This is a genomic window from Paraburkholderia sp. RL17-373-BIF-A (genome assembly GCF_046030175.1).
GTDB lineage: Bacteria > Pseudomonadota > Gammaproteobacteria > Burkholderiales > Burkholderiaceae > Paraburkholderia.
Window position 1 is genome coordinate 227,429 of the sequence record NZ_JARESO010000007.1, and the last position, 14,808, is coordinate 242,236.

Annotated in this window: 7 protein-coding genes; 2 read left to right on the forward strand and 5 right to left on the reverse strand. The window is 63.7% G+C overall.

Annotation, left to right across the window (positions count from 1 at the left end):
* Positions 1 to 64 precede the first annotated feature (64 nt).
* Complete coding sequence (locus P0D80_RS11575) at positions 65 to 2,248, forward strand: TonB-dependent siderophore receptor (RefSeq protein WP_408177236.1); 2,184 nt, start codon at positions 65 to 67, stop codon at positions 2,246 to 2,248.
* Here P0D80_RS11575 and P0D80_RS11580 read toward each other — a convergent pair.
* Entirely contained in the window at positions 2,245 to 3,183 is a 939-nt protein-coding gene (locus P0D80_RS11580) for a LysR family transcriptional regulator (RefSeq protein ID WP_408177237.1), read from the reverse strand. The genes P0D80_RS11575 and P0D80_RS11580 overlap by 4 nt on opposite strands.
* A gap of 127 nt (positions 3,184 to 3,310) precedes the next feature.
* Here P0D80_RS11580 and P0D80_RS11585 point away from each other — a divergent pair, with 127 nt between their 5' ends.
* Positions 3,311 to 5,041, forward strand: coding sequence for an MFS transporter (locus P0D80_RS11585; RefSeq protein ID WP_408283870.1), 1,731 nt, complete (start codon positions 3,311 to 3,313; stop codon positions 5,039 to 5,041).
* Between the two features lie 65 nt (positions 5,042 to 5,106).
* Here the strand turns inward: P0D80_RS11585 and P0D80_RS11590 are convergent, their stop codons facing one another.
* From P0D80_RS11590 to P0D80_RS11605, 4 genes are all read right to left on the reverse strand, one after another.
* A complete protein-coding gene (locus P0D80_RS11590) occupies positions 5,107 to 5,949 on the reverse strand; it encodes a N(5)-hydroxyornithine transformylase PvdF (RefSeq protein WP_408177239.1) in 843 nt (280 codons plus the stop codon).
* Positions 5,950 to 5,983: 34 nt separating this feature from the next.
* Positions 5,984 to 8,209, reverse strand: a complete 2,226-nt coding sequence (locus P0D80_RS11595) for a TonB-dependent siderophore receptor (protein WP_408177240.1) — start codon at positions 8,207 to 8,209, stop codon at positions 5,984 to 5,986.
* 45 nt (positions 8,210 to 8,254) lie between these two features.
* Positions 8,255 to 9,625 carry a lysine N(6)-hydroxylase/L-ornithine N(5)-oxygenase family protein gene (locus P0D80_RS11600; RefSeq protein WP_408283875.1) on the reverse strand — a complete coding sequence of 457 codons (1,371 nt, stop codon included), beginning with the start codon at positions 9,623 to 9,625 and terminating at the stop codon, positions 8,255 to 8,257.
* A 115-nt stretch (positions 9,626 to 9,740) separates the two neighbouring features.
* Positions 9,741 to 14,765: a non-ribosomal peptide synthetase gene (locus tag P0D80_RS11605; protein ID WP_408283877.1), complete on the reverse strand. Its 5,025-nt coding sequence runs from the start codon at positions 14,763 to 14,765 to the stop codon at positions 9,741 to 9,743.
* Positions 14,766 to 14,808: the final 43 nt, after the last annotated feature.

A 14,808-nucleotide genomic window follows, 5' to 3' on the forward strand; every position in this document is an offset into this window, starting at 1 on the left:
CGATGACGTCGTTTCGCACATTTCTGGTGCGCGGCGAGCGTCACTCCTGTCCAATTCGAACAACATGCAGAAATTCTTTGTCGCCGGCCGACCGGCGTTTGTGCGCGGCCAACGCCGTACTCCCTCGCTGCTGAGCGCGGGGCTTCTGGCCAGCGTCGGTTTGACGCTTTCCACGCTGTCGACTCCGGGCTGGGCGCAGGTCGCGGCCAGCGACGCCGCCGCGACGCTGCCGGCCGTGAGCGTCTCGGCGGCAAAAGACACCACCGTGGCGCAGGCCGACACGGTCAGCGCAGGCGCGCTGGGTTCGCGCAAGCAGGTGGACACGCCGTTTTCGACTCACATCGTGACGAGCGACGAAGCGCAGGATCTGTTCGCGACGACCGCCAACGATCTGTACAAGTACGATCCGGCCGTGTCGGTGATCAGCGAAAACGCGATCAGCGAAAATTCGATGTTCACCGTGCGCGGCATGCCGATCGACACGCTGAACAGCATCAAGGTGGACGGCCAGACCTTCCCGTCGTGGGATACGGATCTCTCGCTCGAACCGTTCGAGCAGGTCGAATTGCTCAAGGGCCTGTCCGGCTTCATGTATGGCTTCGGCTCGCCGGGCGGCATCGTCAATTACGTGTTGAAGCGTCCCACCAACACGCCGTACCGCAGCATCACGGTCGGCTACAGGTCGGCCGGCGTGTTCAGCGAGGCCGTCGATCTGGGCGGCCGCTTCGGCAATGACGACCGTTTCGGCTACCGCCTGAACCTCGTCAACGAAAACGGCAACACCGCCGAGGACCACGGCCACGTGCGCCGCCAGGTCGCCTCGCTCGCGTTCGACTTCCGCATTACGCCGGACCTGACGTGGAGCGCCGACGCGTTCTACCAGAAGCGCAGAACCAACGGCACCCTGTTCGGCCTGATGTTCGGCGGCGACGCCGGCGGCATTCCCGACGCGAGCAAAGTCACCCACGCGCTCACGCAACCGCAGAACTACTACGAGACCGAGATGGCCTCGTTCGGCACGGGCCTGGATTACCGCATCTCCGACAACTGGCACGCGAGCCTGAAGTACCGCTTCGCCAAGGAGAACCGCACCAATTCGGATAGCTTCCTGTTCGTTTCCGACGCCGCAGGCAACTACTCGAACACGCTCTATGCGGCCATGACGCGTTACTTCTACCAGAACGTCGACGGCATGGTGCAAGGCCATTTCAACACGGGCAGCATCAAGCACGACGTGGTGGTAGGCGCCGGTTTCGAAACGCAAACCAGCGAATACAGCAATAGCACGGGTTGGAACGAAGGCTACTTCCTCGGCAACGGCAATCTGTACGCCAGCACCTTGCTGACCAACGACGAAGTCAGCATCGGCTCGAACCTGTACCGTCAGCAGCGCATCACGCAAGCCGCCGTGTACGCGAGCGACACCGTGCAGCTCACGTCGCGTCTGTCGGCGCTGGTCGGCGTGCGCTACACGCAATATCAGCAGCACGTGTACGACCCGAGCGGCGCGGTGTCGTCGCAATACCAGGCGGACCCTGTCACGCCGACCTTCGCGCTGATGTTCAAGACCGATCCGTACTCGACGCTGTACGCGAGCTACGTCGAGTCGCTGGAACAGGGCGGTGCCGCGTCGAACACCAACCTCAACTACCCGGACACGTTCGGCCCACTGCGCAGCAAGCAGTACGAAGTCGGCTTTAAAACCGACCACGCCAAGTGGGGCGCCAACCTCGCGCTGTTCCGCGTCGATCAGGGCTACAACTACACGAACGTCGACAACATCTTCGTGCAGGACGGCACCAAGCGCTATCAGGGCCTCGACGCGAGCGGCTGGCTTGCGCTCACCAGCGAATGGCGCGTCATGGGCGGCGTAATGTGGCTCGACACGAAGGCCATGGACGTCAACGATCCGACCGTGGAAGGCAAGCGCATCTACGGCGCGCCGCGCTTCACCGTGACGGGCCGGATCGAATACAACCCGTCGTATCTGCGTCCGCTGACGCTGGCGTTCGGCGGCAAGTATGTCGGCAACCAGGCCGTCGACGCGCAGAACACGCAGTTCGTGCCGGCTTACACCACGTTCGATCTGAGCGGCCGCTATGAGACGAAGATCGCCGGCAAGGACGTGACATTCCGCGCGGGGATCAACAACCTGTTCAACCGCCGTTACTGGACGACGGCGTGGGGCTACTACGTGGCGCCATCGCCGACGCGCACCGCCGTAGCCAGCGCAACGCTGCAGTTCTAAGCATCGCGTGAACTCGGGGCGCCCGCGGCGGGCGCCCCGATCATGGCGGGAATCTCCGCGACCAGCGCATCGATCGCGCAGCGCGTTTTCAGCGCCAGATAGCGACTCGTCGGCCACACCAGGTGGATCTCCTGAGCAGGCCGGAAACAATTCTCCATCACCGTCACCAGCTCGCCTGTTTGCGCATAACGGGCCAATAGCCAACTCGGCAGCCACGCGAGGCCGAAGCCGGCGAGAGCGGCATCGACAATACCCTTCATGTCGTCGAAACCGAGCTGCGGCTGAACTTGCGCGCGGCGGATTTGCCCGTCGACGTCGACCACATCCCACGGCTGCGCCGACCCTGCCCGCAAGTAGGCAATCACGGCGTGTCCGCGCAATTCATCCACGCTGCGCGGCGTGCCATGCCGCGCCAGATAGGCGGGCGCGGCGCCGATACTCGCGTGCTGCATGCCGAGCTTGCGCGCGGCAAGACTCACGCTGTCCGCGAGCGGACCTACGCGCACCACGAGATCGAAACCCTCTTCGATCACGTCGACGAAGCGGTCGGTAATCGAAATGTCGATCTTCAGTTGCGGATGCTTGCGGGCAAGGCCGAGCAGTACCGGTGCGACGCAGTAATGACCGAAAGCCTGCGGCACACTCACGCGCAATCGGCCTTTGGGCTCGCGTCGTCCAGAGTCCAGATCGGCTTCTGCGGCTTCGAGTTCGGCCAGCGCGCGCACGCAGCGGTCGTAGTAAGCCTGGCCGTCTTCAGTGAGGCTCTGGCTGCGCGTCGTCCGATTGAGCAGGCGTACGCCGAGACGCTTCTCCAACCGAACGATCACTTTGCCGACCGCCGAGCGCGTCAGGTTCATCCGTTCCGCCGCGAGCGCGAAACTGCCCGTTTCGACCACGCGCACGAACGTCGTCACACCATCGAGGATGTCGCTCATACCCTTGCCTTATTGGTTCCCATCGAGACACATTTCTGGGATTTTCGTGCGTCAATGGGGACATTAATTCCCCCTATATTACACAGTCCGTGGTGGGCAAGCCCATCGACTAACAAGGTGAAATTTCATGTCCAATGATCCGATCGCGCCGCCACGGCGCGAAGAACGGCCCCGCGCGGCTGCAACTGCAGAGCATCGAGCGATCTCGCGCGAGCCGCGCCCTGCACGAACCATCGCGAGCGAAACTTCGCAACCGGCCACCTTCCTCTCGCTGCGCAAAAACACGCTGGCGTTGGGCGCGGTGTGTCTTGCGTCGCTGATGTTCGGCCTCGAAATCTCCAGCGTGCCGGTGATCCTGCCGACGCTCGAGCGCGTGTTGCACGGCGACTTCAAAGGCATGCAGTGGATCATGAACGCGTACACGCTCGCGGTGACCACCGTCCTGATGGCGACCGGCACGCTGGCAGACCGATTCGGCCGCCGACGCATCTTCGTGATCGGCATCGCCCTGTTCGGCATCACCTCGTTGATCTGCGGACTCGCGCAAAGCGTGCCGACGCTGATCGTCGCGCGCCTGTTGCAAGGCGCGAGCGGCGGCGCCATGCTGATCTGCCAGGTGGCTGTGCTATCGCATCAGTTCAACGAAGGACCCGAACGCGCTCGCGCATTCAGCGCGTGGGGCATCATCTTCGGCATCGGGCTCGGCTTTGGGCCGATCATCGGCGGGGCGATCGTGGCGCTATCGAGTTGGCAATGGGTCTTCTGGGTGCACGCGCTACTCGCTGTCGTGACCTTGACGCTCGTTTTCAGCGGCGTGCAGGAATCGCGCGACCCGCACGCGCATACGCTCGACATTGCCGGCATCGTCACGCTGTCGCTCGCGGTATTCGGGCTCGTGTATTTCATCACGCAGGTTCCGGCGCTCGGCTTCGGCGATCCGCGAGCGCTTTTCATCATCGCGGTAACACTGGTCGCCTTCGTGGCTTTTCTGTTTGCCGAGAAGCTCAGTGCCCGTCCCATGTTCGACTTTTCTGTGTTCAGGATTCCGCAGTTTTCCGGCGCACTGATGGGCTCGGCGGGCATGAACTTCAGCTTCTGGCCGTTCATGATCTATCTGCCGATCTATTTCCAGATCGGTCTCGGTTATGACAGCGTGAGCGCCGGACTCGCCTTGCTCGCCTACACGTTGCCGACGCTGCTGTTTCCGCCGCTCGGCGAACGGCTGGCATTGCGTTATGGCTCGGGAATCGCCATACCTGCCGGTCTTTTCACGATCGGCCTCGGCTTCATGCTGATGCGATACGGCAGCAGCGCCGCGCATGCTGACGTGTGGACCATGTTGCCCGGTTGCATGGTGGCGGGCGCGGGCCTCGGCCTCACCAATACGCCCGTCACCAATACGACGACCGCCGCGGTTCCCGCCGAACGCGCGGGCATGGCCTCGGGCATCGATATGAGCGCGCGGATGACTACGCTCGCGATCAACATCGCGTTGATGGGCGCAATCCTGGTCGGCGGCATTCTTTTCAATCTGAAGACGCGACTGCCGAAGTCGCTCGACACCGCGCCGCTCGGCAAGCTCGCGGAGAAAATTGCGGCAGGCGATGTCGAAGCGATCAGAACCGGGATGCCGGCGCTGACACAAATCGACCCTTCAGGAAGCGTCGTGCATGCCGCGTTGATGCAGGGCTTCGGCTGGGTAATGGTCTACGGCGGCGGCGGCGTGTGGGTGCTTGCTGTGCTTAGTTTCGTGATTTCCGGCAGCGCGTCGCGAAGACTTGGCGTCAAGAAGCACACGCCCGCGCAGCAGCAGCAACAGCAACAGCAACAGCAACCAGCCCGATGCGACGCGTGCTGAACAGTGCTCCGTCGACGGCGGCGTGCGCCCACAATTAGCATCCAAAGCGGCGCACGCTTCGCCAATCACGCCTCGACTTGCACCGACTGCCCGGCCATCATCGCGAGCCCTTCGTTCAAAGCTGGAAAAAGGCTGCGGTTGAAATTGTTCCAGCGCAGTTCGAGGATCGTATCGTCCTTATCGATTTCGGTATTCAGCACGTCGTGAATCACCTCGCCAGAATCGATCCCGTTGTCGACGTAGTGAAACGATGCGCCGGTCAGATAGAGTGGTTCGACCGCCACGGTTTCCATCGTCTTCCAGTTGACCACTTTCTTGCCGCGCGCGCCATAGAGCGCGTCGAGCGTCGCATACGCGCCGCGCCGCTCGTACGGCGATTCCGCGCGCGTCACGCCCGGATGAATATTCACGATCTTGCGATAGAACGGCGCACCCGGCCGCACCAGTTCGTCGAGAATGATCAGCAAACCATCCAGCACGACGATATCGGCCTTCAACTCCACCAGCGTATCGAGCAGATGCTTTTCAAAGGCGCTCTTGCCTGCCGGGCGGCCTGGCGCATCGAGCGGCTCACGCCGATACATCGACGGAATCGCGAGCAACAGATCGTTCACCGGCTTGCCCTGCACACGCAAGTTCGGCGGATAGAACCAGCGCTTGCCCGGCTCATAGGCGAAGCCATATTCCTTCAGTTTCTCGCGATCCACGCTGGAGCCCGCATCGTCGTCGTAAATGACTTTTTCGAGCGAGTACTGATCGCCTAGCTCGGTGCCGTTGAGCGCCTCGACGAGCGACTCCAGCACCGACTTCATGTAGCGCGTGCCGCTCTTGTACGCGATCTCCTGGCCGGCCTTGTCGGCGGCGGCGTTTCTGAGCGACCAGATGTAAACGAGTTTCTTCTTCGGCATAGTCGGTTCCTATGTGTGAGTCATTGCCACATGCTTACCAGTCGTATTTCGCGGTTGCGATCACCGTGCGTGGATTCCCGTAGAAACAGGTATTCACGGACTGGCAACCGCTCACGAACCGGCGATTGAAAATGTTCTGGCCGTTCACCGCGAAGCGCCAGTTGCGCGTTTCGTAGTGAACCGCCGCGTCGTACACGGTGTAGCTCGGCACATACAGCGAGTTGTCGGCGGCGCCCGCCGCGCCGCTCTGGTAGCGAATGCCCGCACCAAAGCCGAGACCTGCCAGCGGCCCGGCATGCCACGTCCAGTCGCCCCACAACGACGCCATCTGGCGCGGCCGCGGAATATCCACCGGCCACTTGCCGAGCGTGTCGTCACCGGCCTTGATGTTCTTCACGTCCTGATACACGTACGCGGCAATCACCGAGAAGTTGCGCGTGACATTGCCCACGCCGCTCAACTCGATCCCGCGCGAACGCACCTCGCCGGTCTGCACGCTGGTGCTGCCGGTCGGGTCGATAGCGAGGTCGGGCGTGACGACGTTGGTCTGGTTGATCTGATAAACCGCCGCGCTGAGCATCAGGTTCTTGCCGGCCGGTTGCCAGCGCAAACCGGCTTCGATCTGCTTGCCTTTGGTCGGCTCGGCAATACCGCCGCCGGCGATCTTCACGCCGACCAGCGGATTGAACGACGTCGAGTAGCTGATGTACGGCGACAATCCGTAATCGCCGAGGTACACGAGCCCAACCCGCCCGGAGAACGCATGATCGTTCTGTTCGAGGCGGCTGCCTCCGGCGATGTCGTTCTGCGTGGTGTTGCTCCAGTCCTGACGCCCGCCGAGCGTCAGCACCCAGCGTTGCCACTTGATCTGGTCCTGCGCATACACGCCGAACGCATTCATGGTCGACTTCGTGTCGGTGCGTGGGAACGCGTCCGGTCCGCTGAAGATCGCGTTGGTGATCGGCGTATACACCGGGTTGTACATGTTCAGGCTCGGACCGGTCGCCATCGATTCGCTATCGGTGGTCGACTGCCGGTTGTATTCGAAGCCCAGCAGCACCGTATGATCGAGCGGACCCGTGCCGAAGCGGGCCAGCGCCTGATTGTCGACATCGAAGCGGCTGTAGTTCATCTGGTACAGACCGACATAGCGCAGCAGCGACGCCTCGGTCGGATCGGCCGGATCGAGACCGCCGCCGAACACCTGCCCCTGATCGAGCGAGAGGTGCATCAAGCGCGTGTTCTGCCGGAACGTCCACACCGGATCGAACTTGTATTCGAACTGATAACCCACCGACCATTGCTTCTTGCGGTAGTGCGAAAACTCCGGATCGCCCGTGTACAGGTCCGGCGAAATCTTGCCGTTCGGATTCGGCAAAATCGTGCCTTGCGCCGGCAAGAAGTTATTCGATGCGTCGCCCCAATCCTGCAGATAAGTCGCCTCGACCGTCAGCGAAGTCTTCGCGTTCGGCTGCCACTTCACCGAGGGCGCCAACGCCACGCGCTGCTCCGGATTCGGCCCAGTCTGCGAATTGCCGTCACGTCCCACGCCGAGGAAACGATAGGACAGCGTGCCGTCCTTATCAACCTTGTCGCCCACGTCGAATGCGATCTGCTTGCGTGCGTAGTCGCCCAGTTGCATTTCCACTTCGCGAATGCGCTCGCCGTTGGCGAGCTTGCTCTGCACGTCGATGATCGCGCCCGGGTCGCCCTGGCCGTACAGCACCGAGGTCGGACCGCGCAGCACCGTGATGCTGTCGATCATGTACGGATCGACACGCCAGCTCGCGAGATTGAGCGTATTGGGCACTTGCAGGCCGTCGACGAACACGGTCGGCGTGAAGCCGCGCAACACCGAATACCAGTCGGAGCGTACATCCGCACCATAGGTCGAGAAGCCCGGAATGTAGCGCAGCGCCTCGTTGATGCTGGTCGCGCCGGTCTCCTCGATCTGCAGTGCGGTAACGACGTTGATCGTCTGCGGAATTTCCTTCAGCGGCGTGTCGGTCTTGGTGCCGGTGCTGCTACGGCGTGCAACGAGGCCCACCGTGTCGTCATTGTCGGCCGAGCCTTCGACGCTGATCGAAGGCAGCGTACCGGCCGCAGTCGCGCCCGCTTGGCTCGTACTGGTGTTCTGCTGCGCATTGCCCTCGGTTTGCGCCGACTGCTGCGCCTGTGCGGTAGCGGCTGCCGCCGCATAAAACGCCACGCTCGCCGCGGCGGCGGTTGCACTCCGGCGCGTGCCTATTGCCCACTCCATCTCTCGATGCTCCAGGTTCTTCCGCGGCCAAAAGACCGCTTTTTATTAAAGAGCGAAGGCCATGCGGCCCACGCTCGTCGCGTTTTCTTGTGCTTGTTGTGTCCGGCCGGCCGACCGGTCTTGCGATGTGTGATGTGCGAGCGAAGCGGCGATTTCGTCTGAGCGCAGCGCGAGCACCGACAGCAGCGTGTCGGACAACCCGTGACTGTCTTCGCAGCAGCCCTGCAGGTAAATGCGCGGTTTGAAGCTCGCCGGCGTGGCGAGCCGGTAATCGCGTTCGACGTTGCCTTGCGCGAGCGCATCGCCAAGATGCGGCGCAAGCCCTTCCAGCAAGTCGAAATGGGTGTCGCGGCGATATCCCGTTGCAAGCACGAGCGCGTCGAATTGCTCGGCGCGTGCGTGACCGCTCAGACGGTCACGCAATGTGAGTTCGATCTGGCCGCCGGCCGTGCGCACTGCCGTTTCGATGCCGGTGTTCGCCAGCAGCCGGTGGCGCGGATCGGCGGACACGTTCTGCAGATAAAGCATTTCATAGATCTGCTCGATCAGCGGACGGTCGACCACCGCGTAGTTGGTGTCGCGAAAGCGCTCGATCAGCGAGCGGCGGCCGTCGCGCGGCTGCGCGTAGACGATATCGGTAAAAGCGGGGCTGAAGATTTCGTTGACGAACGGGCTGTCGTCGGCGGGTTTCAGCGCGCTCGAACGAATGATGAGGCTCGCGTCGACGTGCGGATAGCGGCGCGTCAGATCGACGAACACCTCGGCCGCGCTCTGTCCCGCGCCGATCACCGCCACGCGTTTTTGCGCGCCGCTCGCGGGTCCGACCGCGCGGTCGATGGAAGTCAGGTACTGCGACGAATGCACGATGTTGTGCGTGCCGAGCGCGGCGAACGCCTCCGGCACCTGCGGACCGCCGCCGATGCCGACCGACAGCGCCCGCGTCACACGTTGCCATTCACGGCCTTCGCTATCGCGCGAGAAAACCCGCAGCGCTTCGACGTCGTTCGCATTCGTGGCGCTCTTGACCGCTTCGATGCCGGTCACGGTCTGCCCATAGTTCACGCGATCGTCGAACGACGCCGCGACCCAGCTCAGGTAATCATGGAACTCCACGCGCGTCGGATAGAAGTTCTTCAGATTGACGAAATCCGCCAGACGTCCGCGTTCGTAGAGATAGTTGATGAACGTGAAGCGGCTTTTCGGATCGCGCATCGTCACGAGATCCTTGAGGAAGGAAATCTGCATCCGGCAATCGTCGAGCAGCATGCCGCGGTGCCAGCCGAATTCCGGCTGACGCTCGATGAAGCAATGCGCGAGGTCCGACACGCCGGCCTCTTCGGCGAGCCGCACGGCAAGCGCGAGATTCGACGGTCCGAAGCCGATTCCGATCAGATCAAATACAGTGTCTCTGTGCATGTCGCAGGTCCTTATCGGTGGAAGCCGGCGCGCCGGATGCGCGGGCCGGTGAAAATCTTTCGTGATTGATGCCGTTTTTTATTGACTGCGTTTTTTGCCGGGTTTTGTGCTCGGCCTACGCGCCGTCGCGTAATGCAGCAACGTTCGACGCCTGCGCGACGAGCCTCACCGCCAGTTGCGCGAAGGTCGGCGCGGCGAATACGTCGGCGATCTCCAGCGCATGGCCGGCGACTCGCGCGGCATCGACGAAGCGCACCACGTCGAATGAACTCGCGCCCGCCTCGAACAGGTCGTCGTGATGCGCGGGCGTGTTGCCCTCGAAGAGATCGCCCCAGACGCGTTCAAGCGCCTGGGCGCGCTGCGATGCTTCGTCGTGAGATGTCGTGCTTGCCTGCGCGCCGGTCGCGAGGCTTGCGGACTCCAATGCAAAGCGCGCCGCCGAAGCACCCAGTTGCTCATGCGGCGCATCGACGAACTGCTGCACCACGTCCAGATAGTCGGCGGTCAGTACCTCGACAAAGCGGCCGTCCACCAACTCGTTCGCATACGAAAAAGCGCCGGTCACGCGTCCGTCGGCGTGCTCGACCACATCCAGTTCCAGTTCGAACACCACTCGATGCCGCACGTCGTTGAAGTCGTCGAGCGTGAGGCCGGCCCAGTCGCGTTCCGCTGTTCCCGCCGGGCGCAGGTAGTTGAACATCACTGAGAAAAGCGGATTGGCGACTTCGCTGCGCGGAGCGCGCAATGCCGCCACCACGTCGGCGAATGGCGTATCCGCATGCGCATAGGCGGCGAGCGCGGCGTCTCGGACTTCGGCGAGCAGCGTTGCCGGCGTGTCGGTTTTCGCGAGCCGCGTGCGCACGACAACGGCGTTGATGAAGAGTCCGAGCGCGCGGCGCGCGGCCTCGCCTGTCAGTTCACGCGTCGAGGCGAGAACGCCGACCGGTTGATCGGTGACGCCCGTCGCACGATAGAAGGCTACGTTCAGCGCGGCGTGTAACAACATAGGCAAGGTGGCGTGAACCTCGAGCGCCATCGAGCGGGCGCGGCGCACGAGCGCCGGGCTGAATTCGAACGCAAGACGGCCGGCGCTCCAACTCGGCGACGCAGCACGGCCCGACGAGGGCGACGGCAGCACATGCGACTGCACATCCGCCAACGCATCGCGCCAGAACGATAGACGCGCCCGCGCCGCGGCGACCGGCAGGATCAGTTCCTGATGCAAGGGCGATCCCGATACCGAAACCGCCGGCGACGCGCCTCGCACAATCGCGACATAAGTGGTCCGTACATCATCGAGCCATAGATCGATCGACTGACCGTCCGACACGATGTGATGCACGACCAGCGACAACACGTGATCCTGCTCGGCAAGGCGCACCAAGCGCACGCGCCAGAGCGGGGCATCGTCGAGCAGATGGAATGGCGTAAGCGCGTCTTCGTCGGTCAGCGCGACAGCGGCATGCTCACGGGCAGCTTCTGTCGGATCGCCGGACAGATCGATCATGCCCAGCTCAAATGACATCGACTCGCCAACTCGTTGGCCCGGCAATTGCCCTTCACGTTCAACGAGCCGCACACGCAACGCCGGATGCCGCGCAGCCGCCTGAGCAAACGCTTCGCGCAACGCATCGACATCGAGCGTGCCGCGCAGACGCAGCGCAACAGGAATGTTGTAGGCCGCGCTATCCGGTTGCGAGCGCCACAGGAACCACAAGCCCAATTGCGCGGAAGAAAGCGGCAGCACGCCGTTCGCATCGGGTGCGAGGCGTGAATTCGAGGCGCCGCTCGAAGCTTCGTTGCCGACATCGGCCATCGCCTCGCTGCGTGCCGCCGCCATCACCCTCTGCGCGTATTGCGCCAGCGTCGGCGCTTCGAAGAGCGTGCGCACCGGCACATCGCGTGCGAGCCGTTCGGCCACGCGCGTCGCGACACGAACCGCCGCGAGCGAATGCCCGCCGAGCTCGAAGAAATGATCGCCGCGGCCGACACGCTCCACACCCAGCACTTCGCGGAAAATCTGCGCGAGCGCGGTTTCGAGTCCCGCTGCGGGCGCCTGATAGGCACGCGCAACACGCTGCGGCTCCGGCAACGCCGCGCGGTCCACCTTGCTGTTGGCATTGCGCGGCAACGCGTCGAGCACGACGATATGCGCGGGCACCATATAGTCGGGCAACGTATGACGCAGATGCGCGTCGAGTTCGGCCGCATCCGCGCGTGCGCTGCGTTCACGCGCTTCGGCGCTCAATTCGACATACGCGACCAGCGCCGCTTGCGCACCCTTGCCATGCACGATCGCCACGGCTTCGCGCACATCGTCGTGCGAAGCGAGTTGTGCTTCGATCTCACCAAGTTCGATCCGCAAGCCGCGCAGCTTCACCTGATGATCGACGCGGCCGATAAAATCGAACACGCCGTCCGCGCGCCGCTTGACGAGGTCGCCTGTACGATAGAGCCGCGCGCCCGGCGCGCCGAACGGATCCGGCACGAAGCGCTCGGCCGTGAGCGCCGGCCGGTCGAGATAACCGCGCGCGACACCCACGCCCTCGCCGCCCAGATACAACTCGCCGATCACGCCGACCGGCAGCGGATTCAAGCGTGAATCGAGCACATGCGCCGAACGCGCGCCGACCAGCGTGCCGATCGGCAGATAGGCGCTGTCCGCGAGCTTCGTACTGTCGTCGGTCGGATAGAACATCCACAGCATCGGCGTGATGACGGTTTCAGTCGGCCCATAACCGTTGACGATGCGCGCATTCGGAAACGCCCTGCGCATCAGCGCGAACGCTTCACGCGAGATGGCTTCACCGCCCACCGTCAGCGAACGCAAGCTCGGCGGCGCACCGTGCGCGAGTGCCCACTCGGCGAGTTGGGTCGCGCAACCGGGCGGCACGTAGGTCATGGTCACGCCTTCGCGCACCATCATCCGGCAGGTTTGCGCGGGCGGCCACAGCGTGTCCGCCGTGATCGCCACAGCCGCGCCGGACATGTACTGCGAGAACCAGCCTTCATGCGCGCCGTCGAAATTGACCGACTGGAACAGCAGGAACACGTCACGCTCGCCTGCGCCGTAGCGCTCCGCGATCGCCGCGCAGTGCAATGCAAACGAACCGTGATCGACCACCACGCCCTTCGGCTTGCCCGTCGAACCCGACGTATAAATCACATATGCCGCCTGGTGCGGCGACACACGCGGCAACTCGACATCCGCCGCCGACTGTTCGTTAACCGGCGGTTCCTCGTCGATCAGCCACAACCGCAGACGATCCGACTCCGGCAACGCGGCGAGACTCGCGCGTTCCGTGATGACGTGCGTGATCTGCGCATCGTCGAGAATCTGTGCAAGGCGCTCACGCGGATGGCTCGGGTCCAGCGGCACGAACGCACCGCCCGATTTCAGCGCGGCGATCAGACCGACCAGCAGGTCCACCGACCGGCTCAGCGCCACGCCGACCCGCATCTCCGCACTCACCCCTGCCGCGACGAGGCGTTGCGCCAAATGCGCCGCTTGCGCATCCACTTCTCCGCGCGTGAGCGAGCGATGCATATCCGCGACGCCCCGCGCGTCCGGCCGCGCGTTAGCGTGGTCGGCCACGCGTTGATGCACCGGCCTGAATCCCGTCTCATGCGGGAGCGCGGTGCTATTCCATGCGTCGAGTTGTGCGCGCTCCTCTCCCGGCAGCCATTGCAAATCTCCCACTGCGGTGGCCGGTGCTGCCGTCGCATTCGACAGCAATTCGATGAATCGCGCAGCGACGCGCTCTATCGCATCGGCGTCGAACAGGTCGAGCGCGTAGATGAAGTAGGCATCGATCGAACCGTCGTCCCGTTCCTCGAAGCTCAGTGTCAAATCGAACTTGGCAAACGGCGCACCCGACGGCAACTCCGTCATGCGCACTTCCGCGAGCGACGGCAGACGGCGCCGCGCGCCATAAGCGGCCATCACCTGAAACAGCGGATGATGACTCGCGCTGCGCACCACGCCGAGCGCTTCGACCACCTGTTCGAACGGCACGTCCTGATGCGATTGGGCGTCGATCAGCGTTTGCTGCGTCGCGCCGACCAACCAAGCAAACGGCTGCGCTGGGGGAACCGGCGCGGCCAACGTGAGCGTGTTCACGAAGAAGCCGACGAGCCCGGCCACTTCGCCGCGCTCGCGATTCGCCGCGGGTACACCGATCTGAATCTGCGTTTCACCCGACGAGCGCGCGAGCAAAGCACTCAATACCGCCAGCAAGACGGCAAACGGCGTCGCGCGCTGCGCATTGGCCAGTGTCTTTACCTGCTGCGCGAGCGCGGCATCGATAACGAACCGATGCCTTGCACCACGCGCGCTGCGCTGCGCCGGACGCGGTGCGGCGCCTGGCAACATCAGCACGTCGCGATTCGCATCCAGCCGTTCGCGCCAGAACGCCAACTGGCGCTCACGTTCTCCCGCGTCGAGCCAGCGGCGCTGCCACAACGCGAAGTCGGCGTACTGGATCGGCAACGGCGCGAGCGACACCGCTTCGCTCTTCGCATACGCGCGATAAAACGACGCCAGTTCGGCCAGTATCACGTCCGCGGACCAGCCGTCGGAGACAATGTGATGCGTCGTCAGCGCGAGCCAGTGCGTGGTCGCGTCGAGACGAATCAGGTGCGCGCGCATCAACGGCCCGAGCGACAGATCGAAGGCCTTCGCTTCGTCGGCGCGTGCGATGTCGGCGGCGCGCGTCTCGCGCTGATCCGCGGGCAATGCGCTCACGTCACTCGCGTGCCACGGGCAGCGAGATGGCGCATGCACCGTTTGCAACACGCCGTCGCCGCTTTCGGTGAAGGTCGTACGCGGCGCTTCGTGACGCGCGATCAGCGCATCGCACGAAAGACGCAACGCGTTGGCATCGAGCGCGCCGTCGAGCCGTAAGCGTTCGGTGATGTGATACGCCGCCGGTTCATCGATCATCCGCGCGTGCAGCCACAAACGCGTTTGCGCAAACGAAGCCGGCACGCTCGCCGTGCGCTCGGCGCGCGGTGGAATCGGCAGCACGCGAAAGTCGATGCCGGCGGCGTCGAGCTTCGTGAGAAAGGCCTTGCGCTGCGCATCCGGCAACAGCGCGAAGCGTGACGCGAGGGAAAGCAGATCCGGTTTGGCAGTGGTCATGCTGGGTTGTCTCAGTACGGGTCGGCTGGTCGACGGATCGACG

Bases quoted from the DNA above. Each gene is read 5' to 3' on its own strand.
- P0D80_RS11575 (WP_408177236.1), top strand. From the start codon at position 65: ATGCAGAAATTCTTTGTCGCCGGCCGACCGGCGTTTGTGCGCGGCCAA.
- P0D80_RS11580 (WP_408177237.1), bottom strand. From the start codon at position 3,183: ATGAGCGACATCCTCGATGGTGTGACGACGTTCGTGCGCGTGGTCGAA.
- P0D80_RS11585 (WP_408283870.1), top strand. From the start codon at position 3,311: ATGTCCAATGATCCGATCGCGCCGCCACGGCGCGAAGAACGGCCCCGC.
- P0D80_RS11590 (WP_408177239.1), bottom strand. From the start codon at position 5,949: ATGCCGAAGAAGAAACTCGTTTACATCTGGTCGCTCAGAAACGCCGCC.
- P0D80_RS11595 (WP_408177240.1), bottom strand. From the start codon at position 8,209: ATGGAGTGGGCAATAGGCACGCGCCGGAGTGCAACCGCCGCCGCGGCG.
- P0D80_RS11600 (WP_408283875.1), bottom strand. From the start codon at position 9,625: ATGCACAGAGACACTGTATTTGATCTGATCGGAATCGGCTTCGGACCG.
- P0D80_RS11605 (WP_408283877.1), bottom strand. From the start codon at position 14,765: ATGACCACTGCCAAACCGGATCTGCTTTCCCTCGCGTCACGCTTCGCG.